Below are 25017 nucleotides of genomic sequence, written 5' to 3' on the forward strand. Positions count from 1 at the left end.
CTCATTGGCGCCAATGGCCATGCTTTCATTCTTATCCTGCTGCTCCCCTGCTATAATGGCTGTTCATTTTTTTGGGAGGCTAGAATGGACGTATCTTCATTACTGGACGGATTAAACGATAGTCAACGCCAAGCGGTGGCAGCACCTCAGTCAAGTATGCTGGTATTAGCCGGCGCAGGCAGTGGTAAAACTCGGGTATTAACCCACAGAATCGCATGGTTGATGCAAGTTGAAAATCAAAGTCCATATTCCATTCTGGCAGTAACCTTTACCAATAAAGCCGCCGCCGAAATGCGCGAGCGGGTTGAAAAAGTGGCTGGTGGTAATATCGGCCGCATGTGGATAGGTACCTTTCATGGCTTAGCCCATCGCTTGCTGCGTACCCATTGGCAAGATGCGGGACTGCCGCAGAACTTCCAAATTATCGATTCTGATGATCAGCTGCGTTTAATCAAACGTATCTTAAAAAGCCTCCATTTAGATGAGAAGCAATACCCACCGCGTATGGTGAGTGGCTATATCAATGGTAAGAAAGACCAAGGGTTACGCCCAAGCCATATAGATGCTGGTGGCTTCCCGATGGAGCAAGTCTTGCTGCAGTTATACACTGCCTATCAGGAATCGTGCGATCGCGCGGGTTTGGTGGATTTTGCTGAAATCTTATTGCGCGCCCATGAAATCTGGCTCAACAAGCCGCATTTATTGGCTCATTATCAAGACAGATTCCGCCACATTTTAGTGGACGAGTTTCAAGACACTAACGCCATTCAATATGCGTGGATCCGTGTATTGGCCGGCAGTAGCGCCAATGTGATGATAGTTGGGGATGATGACCAGTCGATTTATGGCTGGCGCGGCGCGCAGGTAGAAAACTTGCACCGTTTCTTAGGGGATTTTCCTGCCGCAAAAACCATTCGCTTAGAGCAAAATTATCGCTCGACCGCCAATATTCTTAATGCCTCGAATGAGCTGATTGCTAATAACCCAGATCGCATGGGTAAGAAGCTGTGGACCGAAGGTAAAGATGGCGAACTGATTTCTTTGTACTGCGCCTTTAACGAAATGGATGAAGCACGCTATATCGTTGGCCGTATTAACGATTGGCACGACCAGGGCGGCAGCTTAAGCGGTTGCGCTATCTTGTATCGCTCTAACGCCCAGTCGCGGGTATTGGAAGAAGCCTTATTGCACAAAGGCTTGGCGTATCGCATTTATGGCGGTTTACGCTTCTTTGAGCGCCAAGAAATTAAAGATGCCATGGCGTATTTACGCTTAATTTCAAACCATGATGATGACGCGGCGTTTGAGCGGGTAGTCAATACCCCAGCGCGCGGCATTGGCGATCGCACCTTAGATATACTGCGCACCACAGCGCGTCAGCACAGTATTACCTTGTGGCAAGCGTGTCAGCGGTTATTGGAAGAGAAAATACTGACTGGGCGCGCCGCTAATTCAGTGCGCGGCTTTATGGATTTAGTGATCCAGCTGCAACAAGACACCCAAGAGCAACCTTTATATCGCATGACAGATACAGTTATTCAGCAATCTGGCCTGCAAACCATGTATGCTGCTGAAAAGGGTGAGAAAGCCCATGCGCGAGTTGAAAACTTACAAGAATTAGTTACAGCGGCGCGCAGCTTTGAAATGCCTGATGATTTAGAAGACATGAGTGAACTTAATGCCTTCTTATCTCACGCCGCCTTAGAAGCGGGCGAAGGCCAAGCTGATGCCTTTACCGATGCGGTGCAGTTAATGACATTGCATTCGGCCAAGGGGCTCGAATTCCCTGTGGTATTTATGGCAGGGGTGGAAGAAGGCTTGTTCCCAAGCCAAATGGCCATAGAAGAGGGCGATCGTCTCGATGAAGAGCGACGCTTATGCTATGTGGGTATGACCCGCGCCATGGAAAAATTGTATATCAGTTATGCCGAATCTCGGCGTATTTATGGCCGAGAAACTTTCGGCCGCCCATCGCGCTTTATTAAAGAAATTCCTAGTCAATATTTGCAGGAAATTCGCTTAAAGGCTCAAGTGGCTACCCCTATGAACCATCAACGTACTAGTCAAATGACACGCTCAAGCATGGTTAATGATACAGGCTTTACCATGGGCCAACGCGTTAAGCACCATAAGTTTGGCGAAGGCAAGATCACTAACGTTGAAGGCAGCGGTCCGCAAGGGCGGGTGCAGGTCAACTTTGATGATGTTGGCAGCAAATGGTTAATGTTGGCTTATGCCAAATTAGAGGCGGTGTAAGCCAAGTTACAGTCATCAGCCAGGTCGTTTGACCCAAATTATCGGCGGTAGTAGGAGCGCCACTATGATGGATATGAGTATTGGGGATAAATTTTCGGCTTACCGCCGCCTAGCCAGATTAGATAAGCCAATTGGCACCTTTTTATTGATGTGGCCTTGCCTCATTGGCTTGTGGTTGGCAGCCGCGGGCTTACCAAATCTTGAGGTGTTGCTGGTGTTTGTGGTGGGCGTGTTTGTAATGCGCGCCTGCGGTTGCGTGATTAATGACTTTGCTGATCGCAAACTCGATAGCCATGTGGAGCGCACTAAACATAGGCCCTTAGCGAGCGGTGAAGTGAGCTCGAAAGAAGCCATTGCCTTATTTATCGTGATGGGGCTGGTGGCGTTTGGACTGGTATTGCTGCTTAATCCCTTAGTGGTGCAGCTGTCTGTGGTGGGAATAATACTTACCGTCATTTACCCTTTTACTAAGCGCATTACTAACATGCCGCAGATGTTTTTAGGGGTGGTATGGAGCTGGTCTATCCCTATGGCGTATGCCGCGCAATTAGGTACTGTGCCTGCTGAGGCTTGGTGGTTATTTGCCGCTAACTGGTGCTGGACTGTGGCTTACGACACTATGTATGCCATGGTAGATAGGGATGATGATATCAAGGTTGGGATTAAATCCACCGCGATTTTATTTGGCCGTTATGACAGGCAGTGGATTGGTCTGTTCCAGCTACTAGCTTTAATTGCCTTTGCTATGGCTGGTATGGCCGCTGGCGCTAATTGGCTCTATGGTTTGGGCTTAGTGAGCTTTATTGGTTTAGGCCTATATCAACAGCATTTATTGGCGCAGCGCGATCGCAGTCTTTATTTCAAGGCATTTTTAAATAATAACCTTGCCGGTATGCTGCTGTTTATTGCCACTGTGTTGAGTTTTTACTCTTTATCGCCTGCGACGTTAACGCTTGTACCTTAAAAGCATTTGCTTGATAAAACATTAGCCTGATGCAATAAAAAAGTCCCGAACTTACATGCCAAGCTCGGGGCTTTTTTGTTGCTAACGTGTTTTTGCTAGCCTTGTTAATTCGCAATCATTAGCTAGCGCTGTTTTTATCCGCGTACTTAGTGATCAGCTGCTCGACAAAGGGCTGCACTGACTTATCATCCCAGTGCATAAAGCCGCGCACAAACCCTACCAGATTACCTGCGCCATCAAACATATAAGTGGCTGGCACTACGTTGGCAGGCATGATGTTTTCAATTTGCGAGCTTGGGTCGAGCAAGGTCTCAAAATTAGCAAAGTTATGTTTAGCTAAGAAGCTTGGAACCAGGCTGGTATCTTCATCTATGGATAACGAAATGATTTCTATCTTGCTGTTGTCTTGATTGTCTTGCTTGAGCTTCACTATGGATGGAATTTCTTTTAAGCACGGTGGGCACCAAGTGGCCCATAAGTTGACTAATACCAGCTTACCTTGGTATTCACTCAGTTTTACCACTTGGCCATCTAAGGTTTGCATTTCAATGTCTGGCACGCCGCGCGCCCACGACATCTCAGTAAAGCCCGTCATTTGCATCGGCTTAGCTAACGGCTCACCAGTCTGATAGACCTTGTTTTGCAGAGAATGGGCCTGCGCAGATACACTGCAAGCAAGTAAGGCTAAGGCCATAGTGGCTTGTTTGAACATGATTAACGATCCTCTGATTGATGTTGTTGAGCTCGTCCTTGTTGACGAATAAAAAATAGTACTAAACCAATAGCCATGACTAACAGCATGAGCGGTCCAAACCACAGCATCATAGTGCTGGCGCTTAATCCTGGCCGATAATGCATTTGCTCGCCATAGCGCTCGACCATAAATTGGGTAATCTCTTGTTTGCTTTGTCCTTGTTGCAGCATTTGATAAATATGCCCTTTAAGCTCATGGGCAATTTGCGACTCTGACTCATATAGGCTCTGATTGATTGTCTTGGGGCAGCGCAATTCTTTGGCTATCTCATTGGACTGACGTAACAATTGCGCGCTCGAGAGCCCTGATGGCACTGTGCTAGTGTCTGTGGCAGCCGCAGCGCCATTACAGGCCAGCAGCAGAGTTAATAGCATGGTGTATATATATTTCATTGAGTGACCACCTCTGGGTAACTTGGCCGCTTGTTAGTGGCGTGGCTTTTAGCAAGGCTTGGGGCTCTACTACGCCCAGCTACAACAATTAACCCACCCAACATCATGAGTAAGGCGCCAGCCCAAATCCACATGGCCAAAGGTTTAATGGTGATTCTAATCAGGTATTCAGTGTCAGAGAGTTGCACGCCTTTAGACACATACAAGTCTTTAAACAAGCCGTGATTAATGCCCGCTTGTGACACTTCCATACCATTGGTTTTAAAGGTTTGGCGCTCGGGATAAATAAAGCCTAAAGATTGCTCTTGCTGGTCTAGCACTTCAATTTGCGCCTGAATACCTTCGTAGCTCGCGGTTTCTACCGGCACATTGGCGCGATACACGAAAATATAATCGCCCAGCGGTTTGCCTTGGCCTGGCGCCATGCGCAGCAGCGCTTCTTGCTCATAATTAGAAATACCGGTAGCGCCTATGATGCTAATTGCCACGCCAAAGTGGGCAATCAACATACCTATCTTGGCGGCGGTAACACGCTGATGTTTGACTAGGCAACAAAGATAGATGCTTAAGCTCAGCACTAACCACAAAGCGCTGGCGGCGCCAAACCACAGCATTGGGTTGGCGCCCTGATTGCTGACGAGCATGATGGCTAATGCCACAAGCCAGCAAGCCAGCAGGGCTAAGGTCAGCATTTTTTTGGAAAGGCTTGCCATCAAAGGTACCCACCCCATGACGATGACGCATAAGAAGGTGAGCGGCACAAAGATGCTATTAAAGTAAGGTGCACCTACCGATAAAGTGCCAAGTTCAAGCAATTCATAGAGTAGGGGATAAAAGGTACCAAGCAGTACCGACAACGCGGCCACCACCAAAATAGCGATAGCAATCATAATGCCAGTCATTTTGGAATATAAGGTGATGACGGATAGTTGCGATAACTGCTGCGCGCGCAGCGCAAACATCAGTAAGGCCGAGCCTACAAATACCAGCAGCAATACTAGAATCGACATGCCGCGGGTTGGGTCGGAGGCAAAGGCATGCACAGATTGTACTATGCCAGAGCGCACTAAAAAGGTACCTAACAAGCTTAATGAAAAGGCAGTTAAGCATAAGAATATGCTAGTTAATTTAAGTTCTGCGTGTTTACTGGTGAGCCAAATGGAGTGCACTAAAGCGGTGGCGACTAACCAAGGAATAAAAGAAGCGTTTTCCACTGGATCCCAAAACCACCATCCGCCCCAACCAAGCTCGTTATACGCCCACCAAGAACCAAAGGCATTGCCTCCGGTTAAAAATACCCAAGCCAGTAATACCCAAGGGCGTAAATAGCTTGCCTGCAGTTTTTCAAGTTTACCGTCCCACAGCGCTGCGAGGGCGCCAGCAAAACAGATGGCGAGGCCAACATAGCCTAAGAACAATAACGGCGGATGCAAAATTAAGCCTATGTCTTGCAAGATAGGGTTAAGGTTGCGACCTTCTATAGGGATGTGCGGCAAGTTGCGGGCAAATGGGTTAGAGGTAAATAGCAGGAATAAGTTAAAACCTAAGATCATGGCGGCTAAAATGGCTTGCATCCGCACCATGAAATACTGGTCTTGATAGTTAGGGTTCAACATAATAATCGCGGCCCATACACTAATGAGCGTGACCCACAGCAGCATTGAACCTTCATGGCTGCCCCATACAGCAGCCATTCTAAAATACCAAGCAAGCTCGGTATTCGAATGATTGGCGACATAACTAATCGAGAAGTCGTTTAATAAAAAACCTGCAGTTAAACAACCAATAGCGGCTAATAAACCTAGAGCTTGTAATAAGCTCAGCGGTTTAACAAAGCTTAATATATAGCTGTTGTTTTTATGTAATCCAATCACTGCAACCCAGCAAAGATTTAATGCCAGAGCACTACTAATAATGAGCAGTATATGTCCAATTTCTGCAAGCATACTTTGCCTTGTATATTTTTGAAGAGTTAATGCTGTAGCTCACAATTAATCATTAAATCGTGATGCTAATAATGTGGTGGTTATATATTCAGCATGAAATAAGTCAAATGAATGACAGCACTAATATTAATAAAGCCACTGCATGATTTGCTTAATAGTTATCGTTATCTGAGATTATCTTAATTCAGCTAACGATAATGTGACCCTAGTCATTTAATAATCAGGCGATCCTTAATGGCGTAATTATTTATAAAAACAGATAATTTTTTTAGATGTTTTTAGATATAAAAACAACGGTTTTAGATGTGAAATATACGAAAAGCGTATTTTGTAAGTTGTTGTTTTTAATTGTTAATATTGCTTTTTATAACTCTACTGATATTGGTCGGTTTTTTTTGTGCACCAGCTCCGATTTTTTTAATGGTTATCACTAGAGAATCCAACTTGCTCAAGTGTGTATGTGGTTCGGCGAACTGTCGGGTTCAGCCAATATAAAACTAAAAAAAGTAAGTTAGGAGTGAATGATGAATCAATGGAAACGCAAGACCGCGCTAGGAGCGCTGTTTTGTTTTGGCGCGGCAGCGAGCACTGCATCTTTTGCAGCACCTAAAGCTGGCGAACCAGGATACGGCACTCATGATATGGGTAAAACTGCGCAATCAATTATTGCCAATCCCGATCTGACTGAAGAGTCTCGTGGCGTCAAAACATTACAAGACTATATTGTTCAGGAAAAAGAGTTATTTGATTTCTTATTCCAGAATCACCCAGTATTTAAATATGAAGAACAAGGTCGTCTACTAGGTGTTTACAAAGTCTCTGACCGAGGTGGTGAATATCTAGAAGAAGGTAATAGTCAAAAGTATTCTGAGCACCATGGTCGCCCAATGGCGATTCAATATCGTTTAGGTGAAAAATCTATTTTAGATTTCCCTAACAAGTTTGTGGGTCCAGAAAAGTGTGGTGAGTGTCACGGCGCTCAATATGAAAAGTGGAAACGCTCGCGTCACGCTAAAACGGTTCGTTTCCCAGGAGAGCATCCTGAAGTTGGTAACGATATCGAAAAAACCATGTACAACACTAAAGATACTTCCATCCTGCCTGATGGTATTACCCCTGACGTGATTTACGCCACTATTGGTACTCCTCGTACCAAGTATGGTGTAATTGATAGCTGGCTGGTACGTGGTACCTACCATGTGCGTGATGGTCTGCTTAAAGATGGCACTGGTACTTTAGTGGCGGGTGCTAACCAGTTCTCTCGCGGCTGGGCTGAATGGCTGACCCCTGAAAAAGCTAAAGAAATTCAGAAAATTATTCCAACGTTCCCAACCACCTTGGAAGAAATTGGCCTGTCAGGTTCACATCAGTGGGGCATGAGCTCTTACGGCGCTAAGTACGAGACTGATTTCTTGTTCCAACCCGCCTCTTCATACTGTGAAGTTTGTCATACCTTCAAGTTCGACTTTAAGAACAAGGAAGAGTATTTTGCCGCGCTAGGTAACCCAGAAGAATTGCGTAAGCACACAATTTCTAGAGGTATTGCCTGTGAAGAGTGTCACGGCGCTGGCGGTCACTTAGACGGCGGTATTGGTGGCGGTATGCCTTCAAACTGTGAGCGTTGTCACCAGCGTTTCAACTTTATTGAAGAGTTGGCCGACACTGAGCAAGGCAAAGAAAAGCTGGAATACGCTTTTGGCGTGAAGATGAAGTCATCTTGCCCATCATGTGGTACTGAAGGTTCGCAAATGTTCTCTTCTGCCCACTACGATAAGGGGATGCGTTGTGCTACCTGTCATGACCCACACGAAGTGACCGGTAACGATTGGCAGTCTAACTTCACTAAGCCTGCAATGAAAAAAGACTGTACCGATTGTCACGCCGCACAGAAGACTGTTGCTGCTAACAGCAAGACACACACTAACCAAACCTGTCAGTCATGTCACATGCCTAACACGGGTTCTTGTGAAAACTTCACGGGTATGCAGTTCCCTGATATGGCCGGTTTCGATTCAGTTCGTCGTAGCCACGTTTGGAACATCAAGGTTGATCCAACCCTGAAGATGCTTAACCCACCTGAAGGTCAGCCTCGTGATGCAGCCGTTAAAGGTTGGACTGTTGCTAAAGATGAAAACGGTCATCACTACTTAGATTTGATGTGGTCTTGTGCTCGTACCTCGCCATCAGATCTCGATGTTGTTGAGAACAAAGGTTGTCATAGCCCATTCCAGTCTGAATTGGAAAAAGGTATGCACTTTGAAGATCAGATTGAAATCTATGGTGAAGTTCAGAAGTGGCAGAAGCCTATCAAGGAAACTTACGCTCAAGTGGTTGCTGCTATCGAGCGCATCGACCAAATGATGGAAGTGACCAAGCTGACCAATAGTCAGAAGTCTGAAGTTTATATGCTGAGTGAAAAGGCTCAAGCAGCAGTTGACCTGATTAAGGCCGACGGTTCTTGGGGTGTTCATGGTCCACGCTACACCCAGAAACGTCTGGATGCGGCTATGGCTTATGTAACTCAAGCGCAAGCTATCATCGACGGTACTTTTGCAGTCAAGATGTAATTGTGACTCAGTCCTTGGGGTCGCCCCAAGGTCTTGAGTGAATGCCGCCCCGGCAGGGTCAATGCTCTGCCGGGACTTATGGGAAAGCACTATGAATAAGTTAGTACAACAGTGGTTAATTGGTTTGGTGTTATTGATGAGCGGCCAATGCTTTGCTGGCGGAGGTGAAGAGATGACCGCCGTCATCCATCACGATTTGAACCCTAAGTACGTGGGATTACTGGAAGCTGAGTTACTGCATAAAAAAGGTGATGTTTATTTTTTCGACGTAAATACGCTTGAGATCTGGGCTGAGGGCTTTATTCCAGGAGCGGTTTTTTTCAATGTTAGAAATTGGAGAGAGTTACTTCCAAAGAATAAAGACGCTGAAATGGTGTTTTATTGTGCCAATCGCTTGTGTACTGCCAGTGCCATGGCCGCCCGCGAAGTGATGAAACTGGGCTACACCCAAGTAATGCAAATGCCTGAAGGCATATATGGCTGGCGCATGTCAGGCCGAACGCACGAAACCCCTTAAACGACAATTTATCCCGCCAGCGCTTAATTTTCCTGCTGGCTCATTAATATAAGAACTGAGTTGAGAGCGAACCATGACAATTTTTAAAAAAACCATATTGGCCGCGAGCGCCGCAATGATGTTGGCTGGCAGTGCATTGGCAGCCGAACTTAGCACGGCAACAGAGAAGCAGTCTTACGCCCTTGGTGCGTCTGTGGGTCACTACATTTCTAACCAAGTGTATAACCAGACTGAGCTCGGTGTTGACGTTAACATGGACTTACTGGTGGAAGGATTTGTGGCAGCGCTGAAGAACACTTCAGTGCTGAGTGAAGAGCAAGTTGTTGATTTATTAAATGAAAGATTAGTAGTTCTCAACGAGAAACGTGACGCTGTCGTTGCTAAAACCATTCAGGCCAATAAGGAAGCGGGTGAAGCTTACCTGATTGATAACAAGCTCAAAGATGGCGTGGTCGTGACTGAATCAGGCCTGCAGTATCAAGTGATGACCATGGGCAATGGTGTTAAGCCAAAGGCTGAAGATGTCGTTACTGTGAACTTTGTTGGCAAATTGCTTGATGGCACTGAGTTTGAATCTACCTACACCCAAAATGCGCCAGCGCGTATGGCTGTAATGACGTTAATCCCAGGTTGGGCTGAAGGTCTGCAATTAATGCCAGAAGGCTCAACCTTCCGCTTTACCTTACCTGCGGCATTAGCCTATGGCGCTGAAGGCGCAGGTGCTATTCCACCTGAGTCGGTACTGATTTTTGATATTGAATTAGCCAAGGTTGAAGCACAGAAAGATAAAGTGCCAACTATGGGCAGCATGGGTGGTATGGGCGGAATGTCTGGCCATTAAGCCCAAATAACTGAACAACAGGTTAGAGATAGACGGAGTAAGTCATGGATAGTTTGACATTGGTGATAGCAATGGTACTGAGTGGGTTTGTCGCCATGTTTTGGTGGCAACATGCCTGCTATGTACGCCAATGTCCGAGTGAAACGCAGATCGCCGACACGACCCGCGCACCACTTGCTGCCATGACTCATAAAGTACCGTCTATCGCTATTCCTGCGCTGATGACCCTAACTCTGCTTATCAGCAGTGTCGGGGTCTATAGCATCACTGGTCGCTACAGCGACTGGAACAGCGGCAAACTCGACGAGAATATCGACTACTTAGTGGCAGCCGATATTACTAAGGGACGTTTAGCCGTAGGTAAGAGCCCTGAAAATGAAATTGCATTATTAAACTTGGCCCAATCTTATGCCGCTGGTGGTATGTACCAAGATGCCGTCACTACCTTAGATCAGCTGTTAGCCCTGAGAGGGGAGGATGCTGAGCTCTTAGGCATGAAGGCCACGGCTATGTATTACCGTGACCAAAGGGACATTTCGCTGGCTACCAACTTGGTGATAGCGCGGGCATTAGCTTTACACCGTGAGGAGCTACAAACACGGTTATTGCTAGCAACCGATGCTTATCTTAATGGTCGCTATCAAGATGCCATCGATCATTGGCATATCTTGCTAGACAACCAGAGCCAAGGATTTAATCGGGCCTCGATTAATAATGCGATTTTAAAAGCGCAGAGCAAACTGAACTCGCAGAACTGACACCGACACTGAGCTGAACGACTTAATGAATTATGAGGTCGGCACTAAGCCGACAGATGGAGGATGTTGTGAGTGAAAATCTAGATAGACGGAGGTTCCTGAAAGGTGTCGGAGCTTGCTCTGTACTGATGGCACCATTAGGTTGCTCTTCAGTCAAAGAGGAAAGCGCTGGTACCTACACACCTCGCTACGTCATGGTGTTCGATCAGAACAAATGTGTCGGTTGTGGGGACTGTAAAACTGCGTGTAACCAAGCCAATGAACTGCCTGAGGGCGTTTCTAAGGTGATGATTGAGCAGCAAAGCGGTCGAGTTGACGGTCAAGCCTGTCCACATTGCGGCAAGATGGAATGTGGCTGCGAGCGTAAGTTCGTGCGCGTTTCTTGTCAGCAGTGTAAGAACGCGCCTTGCGTTACTGTGTGCCCAACAGGCGCGGCGCACCGCGATCCTAAAACTGGCATAGTAACCATGGACGATAGCAAGTGTGCAGGTTGTAAATACTGCATTGGCGCTTGTCCTTATAATGCTCGTCTTATTAATAAAAACACTGATGTTGCGGATAACTGCGACTTCTGTTTAGACAATAAGCTGGCTAAGGGTGAATTGCCTGCGTGCGTACAAAGCTGTCGTTATGATGCGCTGATTTTTGGTGATGCCAATGACCCGACATCGTATGTCAGTCGCTTGCTAGCCGTGAAGGACTCTGTGCGTATTAAGGCGCATATGGGGACTGAACCTAGCTTACGTTATATTCCAATTGTGAAAGTGGGAGTCTAACATGGACGGTACTATTGAGTTTACCATGGGGCTGTCGGAAGGGGTTGCTTGGCCGTGGCCGATTGCTGTGTACCTGTTTTTTGCAGGTATCTCAGGCGGTGCGTTAACCATAGCGTTAGCCATGCGCTTTTTCCTCGGACAAACTGAAAATACGCCATTTTTAAAAGCAGCGGCGCTGGTGTCATTCGTGACCATCAGCTTAGGTATGGTTTGTCTGGTATTAGACTTAACTAACCCGCTATTTTTCTGGCGAATTCTGGTGTTCTATAACCTGAATTCAGTGATGTCTATCGGGGTTATTGCTCTGACGTTCTATATTCCTTTAGTGGCCATCATTACCTTGTTGGCACTGGAAGAAGAAGTTCGTGAGATCAAGGCATTAAACTTCTTACTGCCAGTGATTGCTGCAGTTAAAGGTTTCCGCCGCCCAATGGAAATTGCGGTACTGGTATTAGCTTTGTCTGTGTGTGCTTATACCGGCTTCTTAATTTCTGCCCTGATCCGCTTCCCGCTGATTAATACTTCTGTGCTGCCAGCCTTGTTTGTGGCATCAGGATTATCAGCAGGCGCGGCTTCAGCCAAGATGTTAGCCGTGTATATGTTCAAAGAGCCGTTACACAGTAAAGACATGCATGTGCTGCACAGCGCGGAATGGCCAATCATGTTTGCCGAAGCCCTGTTTATTTTCATGATTGCTATGGCACTGTTCAGCGGTAACGCTGGCGCTCAGACAGCCTTTGCAGCATTCCATGAAGGGACTTGGTCAAGCGTGTTCTGGATTGGTGTAGTGGGTGTTGGCTTTATGGGCCCGTTACTGCTCAACTTTGCCACTGGCAAGAAGTTCAGTCACTCTGCCTCTGCATTTTATTTGTCTGGAGTGTGCGCCGTGACAGGTATGATGTGTCTGCGTTTGTTTATCCTATACGCAGGTCAATTACACGCCATTTAAGCGTGAGTTTACACAGTGATTAAGCTAGATCTCATCACTAGATGGGTCATAGGTTGGTCACTGTGTCTATCGTCTTACCCGTAAGCTGCATTATGGTTGCGTTTCTTGGTGTATCCCTTGATAGGTTTAGGCACTTAACATCACGCCGCTTGCGTAACTAGCCTCAGCAATGAGATTTTACTTAATGAAAAAACGACTTTGCTTACTGATGATCCCCTTGTTATTTGCGTGCTCTGATAAGCCAGTTTCCGTGAATACTAACGCCGTTAGCCCGCTAACCGAGCATGACCGCTGCCATTTATGCGGCATGATGATCACTAAATACCCAGGCCCTAAAGGGCAAGTGGTGATGGATAGTAGTGAATACAATCCTAAATTCTGCTCTAGCCGCGATATGTTTAATTTTGCGCTCCAGCCTGAAAATAAGCGCCAAGTGACCGCCTTGTTTGTGCATGACGCTGGTGTGACTGAGTGGGAGCAACCGCAAGACAGTGCCTTTATTGATGCTAAGCGTGCTTACTATGTGTATGGCACCAGTCGCAAAGCCGTGATGGGCCCCGCGGTTGCGCCATTTTCAAGCTTAGAAGCGGCTGAAGCCTTTGCTAATCAATATGGCGGCCAAGTGCTGTCGTTTGACGATATTAGCTTAGATTTATTAGCGGTTAAGCCCTAACGTATGGGTTATTGGGTTGGAGTGATGCGTTATCTGGCGGTGATGATAGCTTATCTGCTCAGTGGCTCGCTGCTCGCTGCTACTTGGACGGTAACAGATAGCGCAAGCTTGAGCGCCGCCTTAATGAATGCCGCCAGTGGTGATAGTGTGCACTTAGCTGCAGGCGAGTATCCTGGCCATTTTGTGGTGACTAAAACGCTGACGATGACAAGTAACGCTAAGGCGCAGCTTGATGCCTTAGGCACCGGCAGCGCCCTTACTGTGCGCGCGCCCAATGTGACAGTTAAAGGCCTTAGTATTCGCGGTTTTGGCGCCTCGCTTTATGACAGAGACGCCGCCATTTTAGTGGAAGCCGGCAGTGACAATGTCAGGGTGCTTGATAATATCATCCAAGGCCCAGGCTTTGGCATTCGCGCCGATGAAGTGCAAAACATTCGCATTGCTGGCAATCATATTACTGGCAATGGCAAGGCCCATAAGCTTGATAGGGGCGATGGCATTTATCTGAGTTATGTAACCCACCCACAGCTCTATCAAAACACCATACAAAACGTGCGCGATGGCATTTATCTTGAGAATGTGAGCCATAGTCGCAGTTTTGATAATCACTTTAGTGAGCAGCAATACGGCATTCACTACATGTATACCCAAGATGATGAGGCATGGCATAACCAAGCCTTCAATGTCGATGGCGGTTATGCCTTAATGAGCGCCAAGCGCATTCATCTCCACCACAACCAGGTATCTAATGCCGTTGATTTTGGCATCTTGCTTAACCTCACCCATGAATCCAAACTGCACGACAATCAAGTGCTTGCTACTCATAATCCTAAGGGCGATGTCGCGCTGATGAGTGAAGGCAAGGGCATATTTATTTATGGCGCGCGCGATAATCAGATTTATCAAAATCTGTTTGAAGCCAATGATACTGGCATCAATATGGCCATGGGCGGCGAAGGTAACCGTTTGTGGCTGAATCAATTTATTAATAATAGCGCCGCGGTAAAGTATGTCGGTGACAGCTTGCTGGAATGGAGTTATCAAGGCCAAGGCAATTATTGGAGCGATTATCAAGGCTGGGACTTAAGCCAAGATGGCATAGGTGATTTACCCTATCAACCCAATGACAGCCTAGATAGATTATTTTGGTTGTACCCTGAGCTCAGCCTGTTACTGGATAGCCCTGTAGTGGCCTTATTGCGCTGGCTAGAGCAGCAATTCGTGCCGGTATCAGGTAAAGGCGTGCGCGATAGCGCGCCCTTGATGCAACCTTTTGCCTTAGAATGGCGTATCGCTAAGGAATATCAATGACGTTATGTGCGATTAAAGCTGATAACTTGCAGTTTAGTTATAAGAATTTCAACGCGTTAAACAATATTAGCTTTGAGCTTGAAGCGGGTAAGTTGCTGGCGCTGCTTGGGCATAATGGCGCGGGTAAATCGACCTTAATCAAGCTGATGTTAGGCCTGATGCCGCCAAGCAAGGGCACTCTTGAAGTTTATGGTCACTCACCTTTTAGTGGCCGTCAGCGCGGCGCGTTAAGCATTGGTTATTTGCCAGAAAACGTCAGTTTTTATGACAATATGGCTGGCGAAGATGTGCTGTATTACTTTGCTAAATTAAAAGGCGTGACTAAGGCGCGCGTCAATCAACTGCTGAGTGAGTTCCAACTGGATTACGCTAAAAAGCGGCCAGTGCGCACTTACTCTAAAGGCATGCGTCAGCGCTTAGGCTTAGCGCAAGCGCTGCTGGCGCAGCCCAATTTATTATTGCTGGATGAACCTACCGTTGGGCTTGACCCATTAGCCTCAGCCTTTTTATATGACAAGGTGCGAGAGCTGACTGACACAGGCTGCAGCGTCGTGATTTGCACCCATGAGCTCAGCTTAATTGAGCCGCGAATGGATCAAGCTCTCATCATAGGCCAAGGACAATTGTTAGCTTGTGGTAGCTTAGCTAGCCTGCGCGAGCAAGTGTCAAGCTCAAGGGTAAGCTCAGGTTTAGGTTCTGGTTTAAGTTCCGCCTTAAGTTCAGGCGAAAATTCACATACGGATTTACATGCAAACACTGACATGTGTCTCAGCACCCTGTTTTACCAATTAATGGCGCAGTTGCCTTGTTTTGATAGCTCCACCGGATTGGAGATAGCTTCATGTCAGCGATAGTCTGGACCATAGCCGCCAAAGAGTTTGGCGATAATCTGCGTAACCGTTGGCTGTGGATGATGACATCAGTGCTGGTGTTATTAGCCTTTGTAGTCAGTGTTGGTGGTGGCGTGCTGCAAGGCGCGGCCTTATTGCCAAGTTTAGGCAATCAATTGGCGGCCTTAGTGAGCTTGTCTTTGTTGTTATTGCCCTTAGCCGCCATTCTGATTAGTTATGACAGCTTTGTGGGCGAGCAAGAAAGCGGCACCTTATTGTTATTACTCACTTACCCGCTGACTAAGTGGCAGCTGATCTTAGGTAAATTAGTCGGCCACGGCTTAGTGCTGGCGGTGGCCATGCTAGTGGCCTTTGGCGGCTGCGCTGTATTTACTGCTATTTATGGCGCGGCTGATATGAGTGAAGTAGTGCAAGGCTTTGGCCATTTTATGCTGAGCGGCTGGTTACTGGCCATTATCTTTGTGCTAATTGGCTATGGCGTGAGTTTAAGTGTGCGCGAAAAAGCTAAGGCGCTTGGGGTGTTGCTGTTGGTCTGGTTTGTGTTCGTCCTCCTCTATGACTTAGTGATTTTGGCAACAGTAGTGAGCTTTGCCGATGCCCTTAATCGGCAGTGGATTAATATCGCGATTTTAATTAATCCCGCGGATGTGTTTCGTAGCCTTAATCTAGCGGCAACGCCAGCCTTGGCAGGCCAAGGGCAATCGGGTCTGGCGAGTTTGCAGCAACTTGGGGTGACAAGCTTAAGCTTGTACGGGGCGTTAGTGACTTGGCTGCTAGCAAGCTTAGCTCTATGTTATTGGCGTTTTGCTGTTAAGCGCTTGTAACTAAGCATTAATCATAGTTTTTGCCGTCTATATCAAAAGAGATGAGTGGGGACGGCGCTGGGTATGGGGGTTTTAATTTTTAAAATTAAGATTTCCAATTTCTAATATATAAAATCAAGATGTTAGCCTTAACTCAGATTGAGCTGACTATCACAGATACTTTATTTTTAACAGTATAAAATCCCCCTTAACGAAGTTACAAAATTTCAACAAAGTAAACCTTGATGGGGGAATTTAAGGTGTTACAACTGACTCCATATTTGAACTTGGATGTTCAGGGCAAATGCCTGGTAGACCATGTCAATGGCAGCCACATAGCTTTGACATTCTCCGAAGCCGAAGTATTAGCCAGACTATTAGCCGAACCTGATGTTATTTTAACTAAGGAAGAGCTATTAGCGGTCGGTTGGCCTGAACGTGTGGTCGCCCCTACCTCGTTGACGCAATGCGTTAGTACCTTACGTAAAAAATTAGAGCCTTATCCTGAAGTCCAGCTCAAGACCTTAGCGCGCCGCGGTTATCAATTGCATATTAGCGAGCAAAGTAAGGTCAAGATGGTGGCGCTGGCGGATCCCGAGTCCATTAAAAAAGCTGTGCTCAATGTGTCGTTATCTATTAAGGCATCGGGCATTTTAGTGCTAGTGCTGATCATGGCCATTATTTGGTATCAGTGTGATTGGCATGGGATGATTAAGCACAGCGCGAATTGGCGCGCAGGTGAGGCTGTGCCATTAAACATTGGCGGCCAGCAAACGATGGCAAAGCTGATTTATCGCAATGGCATAGAGCAACTGCACCCATCGTGGTGGCAAAAACATATTGCGCCAGAAGGCAATAAGCTCACAGGTACCCCGGCATTTAGCAGCTTTGCGTTAGCCGATAATAAAGTCTATTCCTTGGCATTATGCCCAGGGGATAGTTATGAGCATTGTGATGGTGATGGCATTATTAATATTGCCACTATTGATAGTCGCCCTGCTGGGTTAAATATGCAGGAGTTTATTCCGCTAACTAAAACCCTTGAAAAACGTATTCGTTATAACCGCGTGACTATTCCAGAAATGGCATTTAGTGGCGGCTCTGTGCTTGAACATAATTATCATGGTGATGTGTATTTTCCGGTCGCAGGCGAGCTCTTGGTTCGCAACGATATCACTATGTCGCTGGTATACGATAAAGATACACAAGATACTGGCCAGTTTTATTATTCTTCTTGTGTCACCGACCAAGATTGTTTAACGACGCCGATAAAATCGCATCTGCGTGGTACTTTTGAGCAATATAAGCGCACTATTTCAGGCATGAAGGCTGACGTCTTTCATGTCAAAGTGACCCAAAAGAATTTAAGTCGGCCAGAAGAAATTAGTCGTTCAGCGGTGCACTTCTTTCGGGAAATGCGCAAACATGATGTGTTAGATGATGAGCTGTATTTTTACCGTCTATATCAAAACGATAATACCGCCGTATGGATAGTGCCGCGCATGGGTAATTTCATCATGTGGACTCGCTATCAAACTGTGTCGTTATAATGGTAATCATGCTGCTAAGAATGAATCAGATGAGTAGCTCAATGTAGCCATTAGCGAGGTAGCAGTCAGATATTTGGGCTGCTACCTATGTGGGCTGGCTATTATTTAACTGCTTGCAAGAGTTTACAAAAATGTATAAAACCTTATAAGAGTATGCCGCTTCAGCAAACCTATCACTCTCGCTATCATCCAAATCAATACAATGCGCTAATAGCCTTGCATAATCTTGTTTAATTCTAATTAGTTAGCTTAGAATTAATTTTTGATTCATTTTAAATGCTTGTTTTTACATGATTTATCAAATGATGATAAATCCATTTGCAGCGCTGAAAATTAATCTTTGCTTATATTTTATGTGATCTAGATCGCTCGCGTGCAGCGAGCTAGCGCTATAAACTGTCGCCATCTGTTTCAAGGATGTTAAGCGATGGCGTTACTGGTTAAAGTGTTATATCTAAGTATTTTTGGGATCTTTATTATCTGGGGTTATCTTCCTCATGATGGCGGCATTAATCCCATTACTGATTTTATTTATGAGCATACTCAAGGCTTGCGTGAAACCGAAATTAACTTGCTCATTCATTTAATTGTACCTGGATTTATCATGGCATTAGGCTGGACTAGCTGGGATTTACTCTTGATGCTTGATGATAAAGTGGGTGATATGATTTAGCTCATGACCGCATTGGCCAATAATTGGTTGGCTAATATTATGCTTGGCGTGAATAGCGAATGCTTGTCATCCATGGCTAAGTTTCCCTGACCTAGTTAATCTTAGCGTTCGATTATTTTCTATTGCTCTTGCCTATTACTCTTACCTATTTTGTGCCTACCTATTTATTCATTCACTGTTGCTCGCGTTATATTGGCGCTAACGTTTTTATAGTGGTTAATATTGCTGATGATTAAATAATCCCTACGCCCATTAAGGATGTGAAAATTTTGATCTAGTGCAAATTTTTCCCGTGACCAAGGGATTATAGTGCGCTCAATCACAGGCGGGAGATGAATAACATGAATCACTTAGCAAAATTGCTTTATTTAACCATTTTTGGTTTATTGGTTTTTTGGGGCGTCATGCCACAAAATTCTGGTTTTTCTCCGTTTGCATTAATGGTGTATCAATACGCTCAAGGCTTAAGCCTTATTGAGCATCAGTTATTGAGTTATCTTATTATTCCAAGTTTCATTATGGCGTTAGGCTGGTATAGCTGGAGCGTTTGGTCATTAGTAGGTGAACGCTTAGTTAATCGTCCATCCCATAGCCGTTAATGGGTAAACAGGGAGACTGTTGCTGAACTCTGGTTTTCATATTGAACTCTGATTTCCTTATAGCGAACGTCTAGCGGCCATAACTCTTATGCTTAATCTAGGCTAAACAGGTAAAATAATGCTCTATTTATCTGTTTGCACTGATTAAATGACAGGCATAGCTTTCCCTGCTTGTCGCCATCATAGGATGTAAAGATGAAACTCGCCGATACCGTACTTGCCGTCAATAACGATTTACCTATACGTACCGACCAAGCTGTTCATAGTGGCAAGGTTAGAAGTGTGTATTGGCTCACCGCCGCAGATAGTGCTCGTCTGATTTCACAACAAAATTACGATGTTCCTGCCGATACGCCGCTGGCCATTATGGTGATTAGCGATCGCATTTCTGCCTTTGATTGTATTTTCCACGGTGAGCAAGGCTTAGCAGGTATTCCCGGTAAAGGCGCAGCCTTAAACTCGATTGCTAATCATTGGTTTTCAGTATTTGCCAACAATGGCTTAGCCGATTGCCATATTCTTGATGTGCCTCATCCATTAGTGTGGATTGTCCAAAAAGCCCAGCCGATTAAAGTGGAAGCCATTATTCGCAGTTATATTACTGGCTCTATGTGGCGCGCTTATAGCAAAGGTGAACGCGAGTTTTGTGGCATTCGTCTTCCTGATGGCCTAACGAAAGATCAAAAGCTGCCTGAACTTCTCATCACGCCCTCTACCAAAGGCATTTTGCGTGGTATTCCAGGCGTGCCGGAGCAAGATGACGTTAATATCAGCCGCCATGATTTAGAACAAAATTATCAAGCCTTTGGTTTTCATAAGATTGAAGACATTGCCGTGTATGAAACCTTACTTAAGCAAGGGTTTGAAGCCATTCGCGCTGAGCTTGAAAAAATTGATCAAATTTTTGTGGATACCAAATTTGAGTTTGGTTATGTCACCGATAAACAGGGGCAGCCTAAATTGATTTATATGGATGAAGTCGGCACGCCTGATTCATCGCGTATTTGGGATGGCGCGGCTTATCGCGATGGTCACATAGTTGAAAACTCTAAAGAAGGGTTTAGACAAATGCTGCTGACTCAATATAACGACCCCGATTTATTGCTCAATAAAGACAGAATGACTGAGCGCGAGCAGTTTGCCCGCGATACTGATTTACCCCTTGAAACTATGCTGGCGACATCGCGCACTTATGTGGGCATTGCCGAGAAGATTATGGGTAAGCCGCTTACACTTGCCGACAATCCGCGCCAAGAAATCATTGAGGTACTGCGCGATAAGTATCAATTGATTGATTAGAAAATGGTGTCAGGTGCGATGAGCCAAACAGTCGGCCTAGCTAAATCGCTAGGCTGACTGTTTGTTATTTAAGTAGTGATAGCCAGAGCCAGAGGGGTTAGAGCCTGACTAGCTTTGGCTAAATGGCTTGAATGATTGCGGCTTGATTAATTATGGCTTGATTTTATAAATCACTTCTACCGAATCACTGACTGTGATTTGCCCTTGCTGATAACTCATCTCTGGGCTGCTATCTGCCATGGCCGCCATGCGATACATGACTGGCCGAATCGGCTCTTGTGATAAATAACTGATTTGCCATACGCCTGCGAGCTTACTGCCAAAGCCTTTAGCCACATCGGCTGCGTTAGACTGGGCATCTTTTATGGCGGCTTGGCGCGCTTGCTGTTGCAACTCCGTCATCTTGCTTGACGATAATTGAATGTTATCTACGCGATTTAAGCCTTGCTCGATAGCCGAATTTAAAATGTCATTCAGTTGGCTTAACTGCTCAATAGTGACAGTCACAGTGCGATTTGCCTGATAACCCACTAATTGGCGCGGGGCGTTATTGTGATACTCGTAACTTGGCTGTAAATCAAGATTGGCGCTATTAATATGCTCGCGTTTGACGCCAGCTTCTATCAGGCGCTGACTAAAATCCACCACGGCTTTATCTGACGCGGTTTTAGCTTCTTTTGCATCTTTTTTGATAATGCTCACTGTGACTTGTAGGCTTGCCATATCAGGCTCGGCGGTAATTTGCGCCTTACCTTGAGTCACTAAATGTGGGAAATCTAAGCCATTGGCTAAGGTCAGTGGGGATGCGAGTAATAATAGCGAGGTAGCAAGGTGCGACAATTTCATAGTGTAACTCCCAAAAAAGACTAATAACTATCTAGGCGTACAATAACAATAAATAGTGGCCGTGCGCAGTGGCCAAAAGCGAATACACAACACTGTCACTTATACCATGTTTAGCCTGAGTTCGAACCCAAAGGCGGATTAATCGCTATGGCTGGTGACTTTTTAAACAAGGCGGCTGTACCTTTTAGCTGCATCAGGTATAATCCGCGCAATTTTTTGATGCTACTTTGATAGCCAGTGAGACGCCATGACAGTAAATACCTTTGACCCCAAGCAGACGACTACGCTTGATACCCCAGCCAAGACCATAGCGGCCAGTGAAACTACTGCCACCACCGCCAGCGGTAATCGCATTGGTTTTATTAGCTTAGGTTGTCCTAAAAACTTGGTGGACTCAGAACGTATTTTGACTCAGTTAAGAATTGACGGCTATGAAGTCACCAATAGCTATGACAATGCTGACTTAGTAATTGTTAATACCTGTGGTTTTATTGATGCTGCCGTTGAAGAGTCGTTAGATGCCATTAAAGAGGCATTAGAAGAAAACGGTAAAGTATTAGTGACAGGCTGTCTTGGCGCCAAAGAAAACACCATTCGTGAAGTGTTTCCTGACGTATTAGAAATTACTGGCCCTCACAGTTATCAAGAAGTGCTTAAGCATGTACATAAATACGTGCCTAAGCCTGAGCACAACCCGTTTCTGTCATTAGTACCAGAAACTGGGGTGAAGCTGACGCCTAAGCATTACGCTTATTTAAAGATTTCAGAAGGCTGCGATAACCGCTGCACTTTCTGTATTATTCCTGAGCTGCGTGGTGATTTAGACAGCCGTCCAGCGGGCAGCATTTTAGATGAAGCTAAGCGCTTAGTTGAATCTGGCGTGCAAGAGATTTTGGTCGTGAGCCAAGATACTTCGGCCTATGGTAAAGATAAGGGCGGTCGCACCGATTTTTGGAACGGCATGCCAGTGAAGCAAGACATAGCTACCTTAGCTAAGCATTTGGGCAAAATGGGCGCTTGGGTGCGCCTGCACTATATCTACCCATACCCTTGGGTGGATGATTTAATTCCATTAATGCGTGATGGCTTAATTCTGCCGTATTTAGATATCCCAATGCAGCACGCGAGCCCGCGTATCCTTAAGATGATGAAGCGTCCAGGCCGTGTGGATAGACAGCTTGAAGCCATTCAGCGCTGGCGCGAAGTGTGTCCAGACTTAGTGATCCGCTCGACTTTCATTGTCGGCTTCCCTGGTGAAACCGAAGAAGACTTTGACATGCTGCTCGACTTCTTGCGCGAAGCCAAGCTTGATAGAGTTGGTTGCTTTAAGTATTCAGAAGTGAAAGGCGCCGTGGCTAATACTCTGGCTGAGCTTATCAGCGAAGAAGTGAAAGAAGATAGATACCACAGATTCATGCAAGTTCAAGCTGACATCAGTGCTGAGCGTTTAGCGCGCCTTGTGGGCCGCGAGCTGGATGTATTAATTGATGAAGTTGATGACGAAGGTGCCGTTGGTCGTTGTTATGCTGACGCGCCAGAAATTGATGGCATGGTATTTATTAATGGCGAAGTTGAATTAGAGCCTGGCATGTTAGTGCGCGCTGTGATTACTCATTCAGACGAACATGATCTGTGGGCTGAATTAGTGCAGTTAGAAGACTAATTAAGCTATAGGTCGACAGCTAAATCTCATCCATTGTGATTGATACTAAGCGAGCTTTGGCTCGCTTTTTTTATGCGGCCGTTTTGTAGTGATCAGCATTAGGGTAGCTAGGTGTGACGGTAAATGGTGATGCTTACTGATGTTTGCTGAAGCTCAGGGACGGCTAGTTAAGCTTGCTGCCGGCAATAATAGGGCAGATGTCAAAAGAGGCATCGCCTCGCAGCTGATGCCCCTTTTTGCTCCCTTGGCGTTGGTAAGCGCCCTTTCCTTTTTTGGATTGTTCAACCCGAGCCTTAAACAGTGGGCTGGTAACTAGTGCCTTGAGGGCATTATCTTGAATCTTACCGCGCCCGCTGTCATGGCTAAGTAACCGGTTATTCATTGCAATCTTTACTGGTTTACCCATATAAACTCCTTTAGGCATAGCTCTTTGCCACAATAGGCTAAGTCACAGGATATGCCACGGTTAGCATAGCAAAAAGGCCATCAAGTAGATAACTTAATGGCCTTTATTATCACGATTTATTGGCACTTAAGTGTAAGGCTTAGTTACCCGCAATTTTCATGTTGCCAAGCAAGATACCGCCAGTACGGATAGATGATCGTAAGTCACGATCTGAGCTAATCGCCTGGATATCTTGGAACATATCTTTAAGGTTACCGGCAATGGTAATTTCTTCCACGGGATATTGGATCACGCCGTTTTCGACATAGAAACCCGCCGCGCCGCGGGAATAATCACCGTTTACCATATTAACGCCTTGGCCCATGACTTCGGTCACTATGATGCCGGTTCCCATTTGGGCAATCAGTTCATCAAAAGTGTGGCCGGTATCAGTTAAGGTCCAGTTATAAATGCCGCCGGCATGACCTGTGTTAGTCATGCTCATTTTGCGGGCTGAATAACTGGTTAATAGGTAAGTAGCTAACACCCCATCTTGAACAATGGCGCGATCGCGTGTGGCTACGCCTTCACTGTCATACGGGGCGCTGGCAAGGCCAGATAACATATGCGGCTCTTCAGCAATCGAGAACCAATCTGGGAAGATTTTAGTGTCGAGAGAATCTAATAAGAAGCTTGATTTACGATATAAGCTGCCGCCACTAATAGCGCCAATCAAATGCCCCATTAAGCCAGTGGCGATTTCTGGCGCTAATAATACCGGTAATTGACCGGTCGCAATTTTGCGAGCGCCAAGGCGCCCTACAGTCTTTTGCGCCGCTTGCCTACCGACGATAGCCGGATCCAGCAGTTGATTAAACTGACGCGACACACTGTAGTCATAATCGCGCTGCATATCGCCTTGGGCATCTTCACCTATCATCACGCAGCTTAAGCTGTAGCGTGATGAGGCGTAACCATTAAGGAAACCGTGGCTATTACCATAGACTTTAATGCCGGTATGGGCATTGGCACTGGCGCCGTCAGAATTTTTAATGCGACTATCAACATCCATTGCCGCAGCTTCTGCGCTGCATGCCATTTCGGCTAACGTGGCTGGAGTAATGTCTTGCGGGTGATATAAATCCAAATCTGGGAAGTGGCGCGCCATCAGGCTTGCATCCGCCAGACCAGAAAAAGGGTCGGCAGAGGTGAATTTAGCAATATTATCAGCAGCTTTAACGGCTTCACGAATGGCTTGTGGGCTTAAATCTGAGGTCGATGAACTGCCTTTGCAACCATCACGATATAAGCTGATGCCTAAGGCACCATCTTTATTAAACTCAACAGTTTCAATCTCTTGAAGGCGGGTTGAGACTGAAAGCCCTTGCTGCTTGCTGATGGCGACCTCAGCGGCTTGACAGCCCAGTTGACTAGCATACTCCAATGCCATGGCCACAGCTTCTTTAAGGGCATCTAATTGGGTTTCGATTCTGGTGTTTGACACAGCCATTCTCATTTAAAAATAGAAGATAGCTTTAGCATAACAAAGATAACTGGGTTGGCACACTGACTAATTAACTGATTGTACAAGTGCTTAAAAGATGAATAGCATAAATTCAAGACCTAGAATACTGAAGCGAAGAT

General features: G+C 45.9%; 23 protein-coding genes. 17 read left to right on the forward strand and 6 right to left on the reverse strand.

Annotation, left to right across the window (positions count from 1 at the left end):
• Positions 1-84: 84 nt before the first annotated feature.
• Entirely contained in the window at positions 85-2256 is a 2172-nt protein-coding gene (uvrD, locus tag AC1HDP_RS15180; RefSeq protein WP_479639385.1) for a DNA helicase II, read from the forward strand.
• Positions 2257-2329: 73 nt separating this feature from the next.
• Positions 2330-3220: a 4-hydroxybenzoate octaprenyltransferase gene (ubiA, locus tag AC1HDP_RS15185; protein ID WP_479639905.1), complete on the forward strand. Its 891-nt coding sequence runs from the start codon at positions 2330-2332 to the stop codon at positions 3218-3220.
• A 118-nt stretch (positions 3221-3338) separates the two neighbouring features.
• Here the strand turns inward: ubiA and AC1HDP_RS15190 are convergent, their stop codons facing one another.
• Genes AC1HDP_RS15190 through AC1HDP_RS15200 form a run of 3 tightly spaced genes read right to left on the reverse strand, consistent with a single transcriptional unit; the run spans position 3339 to position 6312 of the window.
• Complete coding sequence (locus tag AC1HDP_RS15190; RefSeq protein WP_140930698.1) at positions 3339-3932, reverse strand: TlpA family protein disulfide reductase; 594 nt, start codon at positions 3930-3932, stop codon at positions 3339-3341.
• A gap of 2 nt (positions 3933-3934) precedes the next feature.
• Positions 3935-4366: a cytochrome c-type biogenesis protein gene (locus tag AC1HDP_RS15195; RefSeq protein ID WP_479639386.1), complete on the reverse strand. Its 432-nt coding sequence runs from the start codon at positions 4364-4366 to the stop codon at positions 3935-3937.
• Complete coding sequence (locus AC1HDP_RS15200) at positions 4363-6312, reverse strand: heme lyase CcmF/NrfE family subunit (protein ID WP_479639387.1); 1950 nt, start codon at positions 6310-6312, stop codon at positions 4363-4365. The genes AC1HDP_RS15195 and AC1HDP_RS15200 overlap by 4 nt, the downstream gene beginning before the upstream one ends.
• Positions 6313-6836: 524 nt before the next feature.
• Here AC1HDP_RS15200 and AC1HDP_RS15205 point away from each other — a divergent pair.
• The 14 genes from AC1HDP_RS15205 to AC1HDP_RS15270 all read left to right on the forward strand — a co-directional run bounded on the left by AC1HDP_RS15205 (position 6837) and on the right by AC1HDP_RS15270 (position 20479).
• Positions 6837-8879 carry a multiheme c-type cytochrome gene (locus AC1HDP_RS15205; protein ID WP_479639906.1) on the forward strand — a complete coding sequence of 681 codons (2043 nt, stop codon included), beginning with the start codon at positions 6837-6839 and terminating at the stop codon, positions 8877-8879.
• Positions 8880-8970: 91 nt separating this feature from the next.
• Positions 8971-9396, forward strand: coding sequence for a rhodanese-like domain-containing protein (locus AC1HDP_RS15210; protein WP_479639388.1), 426 nt, complete (start codon positions 8971-8973; stop codon positions 9394-9396).
• A 73-nt stretch (positions 9397-9469) separates the two neighbouring features.
• The gene (locus tag AC1HDP_RS15215; RefSeq protein WP_140930706.1) at positions 9470-10237 is read left to right on the forward strand and encodes an FKBP-type peptidyl-prolyl cis-trans isomerase; all 768 of its coding nucleotides are present in this window, start codon (positions 9470-9472) and stop codon (positions 10235-10237) included.
• A gap of 44 nt (positions 10238-10281) precedes the next feature.
• Entirely contained in the window at positions 10282-10995 is a 714-nt protein-coding gene (locus tag AC1HDP_RS15220) for a tetratricopeptide repeat protein (RefSeq protein WP_479639389.1), read from the forward strand.
• Positions 10996-11063: 68 nt separating this feature from the next.
• On the forward strand, positions 11064-11771 hold the full coding sequence (locus tag AC1HDP_RS15225; RefSeq protein WP_140930710.1) for a 4Fe-4S dicluster domain-containing protein: 708 nt from the start codon (positions 11064-11066) through the stop codon (positions 11769-11771).
• Between the two features lies 1 nt (position 11772).
• Positions 11773-12720, forward strand: coding sequence for an NrfD/PsrC family molybdoenzyme membrane anchor subunit (gene nrfD, locus AC1HDP_RS15230; protein WP_479639390.1), 948 nt, complete (start codon positions 11773-11775; stop codon positions 12718-12720).
• A 184-nt stretch (positions 12721-12904) separates the two neighbouring features.
• On the forward strand, positions 12905-13393 hold the full coding sequence (locus AC1HDP_RS15235) for a nitrous oxide reductase accessory protein NosL (RefSeq protein WP_479639391.1): 489 nt from the start codon (positions 12905-12907) through the stop codon (positions 13391-13393).
• Positions 13394-13417: 24 nt separating this feature from the next.
• Positions 13418-14704 (forward strand): nitrous oxide reductase family maturation protein NosD, encoded by a 1287-nt coding sequence (gene nosD / locus AC1HDP_RS15240; RefSeq protein WP_479639392.1) that lies wholly within the window; start codon positions 13418-13420, stop codon positions 14702-14704.
• Positions 14701-15558 carry an ABC transporter ATP-binding protein gene (locus tag AC1HDP_RS15245; protein WP_479639393.1) on the forward strand — a complete coding sequence of 286 codons (858 nt, stop codon included), beginning with the start codon at positions 14701-14703 and terminating at the stop codon, positions 15556-15558. The genes nosD and AC1HDP_RS15245 overlap by 4 nt, the downstream gene beginning before the upstream one ends.
• Positions 15546-16379 carry an ABC transporter permease subunit gene (locus AC1HDP_RS15250; protein ID WP_479639394.1) on the forward strand — a complete coding sequence of 278 codons (834 nt, stop codon included), beginning with the start codon at positions 15546-15548 and terminating at the stop codon, positions 16377-16379. Before AC1HDP_RS15245 ends, AC1HDP_RS15250 begins: the two co-directional genes overlap by 13 nt.
• Positions 16380-16618: 239 nt before the next feature.
• A complete protein-coding gene (locus AC1HDP_RS15255) occupies positions 16619-17908 on the forward strand; it encodes a winged helix-turn-helix domain-containing protein (protein ID WP_479639395.1) in 1290 nt (429 codons plus the stop codon).
• 427 nt (positions 17909-18335) lie between these two features.
• Entirely contained in the window at positions 18336-18581 is a 246-nt protein-coding gene (locus AC1HDP_RS15260; RefSeq protein ID WP_479639396.1) for a hypothetical protein, read from the forward strand.
• Positions 18582-18922: 341 nt separating this feature from the next.
• On the forward strand, positions 18923-19180 hold the full coding sequence (locus tag AC1HDP_RS15265; protein ID WP_479639397.1) for a hypothetical protein: 258 nt from the start codon (positions 18923-18925) through the stop codon (positions 19178-19180).
• 195 nt (positions 19181-19375) lie between these two features.
• Positions 19376-20479 (forward strand): phosphoribosylaminoimidazolesuccinocarboxamide synthase, encoded by a 1104-nt coding sequence (locus AC1HDP_RS15270; protein ID WP_479639398.1) that lies wholly within the window; start codon positions 19376-19378, stop codon positions 20477-20479.
• A gap of 150 nt (positions 20480-20629) precedes the next feature.
• On the opposite strand, the gene AC1HDP_RS15275 is transcribed toward AC1HDP_RS15270, so the two are convergent.
• Complete coding sequence (locus AC1HDP_RS15275; RefSeq protein ID WP_479639399.1) at positions 20630-21325, reverse strand: oxidative stress defense protein; 696 nt, start codon at positions 21323-21325, stop codon at positions 20630-20632.
• 247 nt (positions 21326-21572) lie between these two features.
• On the opposite strand from AC1HDP_RS15275, the gene rimO reads away from it, so the two are divergent.
• Positions 21573-22988 (forward strand): 30S ribosomal protein S12 methylthiotransferase RimO, encoded by a 1416-nt coding sequence (gene rimO / locus AC1HDP_RS15280; RefSeq protein ID WP_479639400.1) that lies wholly within the window; start codon positions 21573-21575, stop codon positions 22986-22988.
• A gap of 163 nt (positions 22989-23151) precedes the next feature.
• Here the strand turns inward: rimO and AC1HDP_RS15285 are convergent, their stop codons facing one another.
• The gene (locus tag AC1HDP_RS15285) at positions 23152-23412 is read right to left on the reverse strand and encodes a ribosome alternative rescue factor ArfA (RefSeq protein WP_479639401.1); all 261 of its coding nucleotides are present in this window, start codon (positions 23410-23412) and stop codon (positions 23152-23154) included.
• 121 nt (positions 23413-23533) lie between these two features.
• Entirely contained in the window at positions 23534-24877 is a 1344-nt protein-coding gene (pmbA, locus tag AC1HDP_RS15290; protein WP_479639402.1) for a metalloprotease PmbA, read from the reverse strand.
• Between the last annotated feature and the right edge of the window lie 140 nt (positions 24878-25017).

Source organism: Shewanella sp. ISS20 (assembly GCF_056522965.1).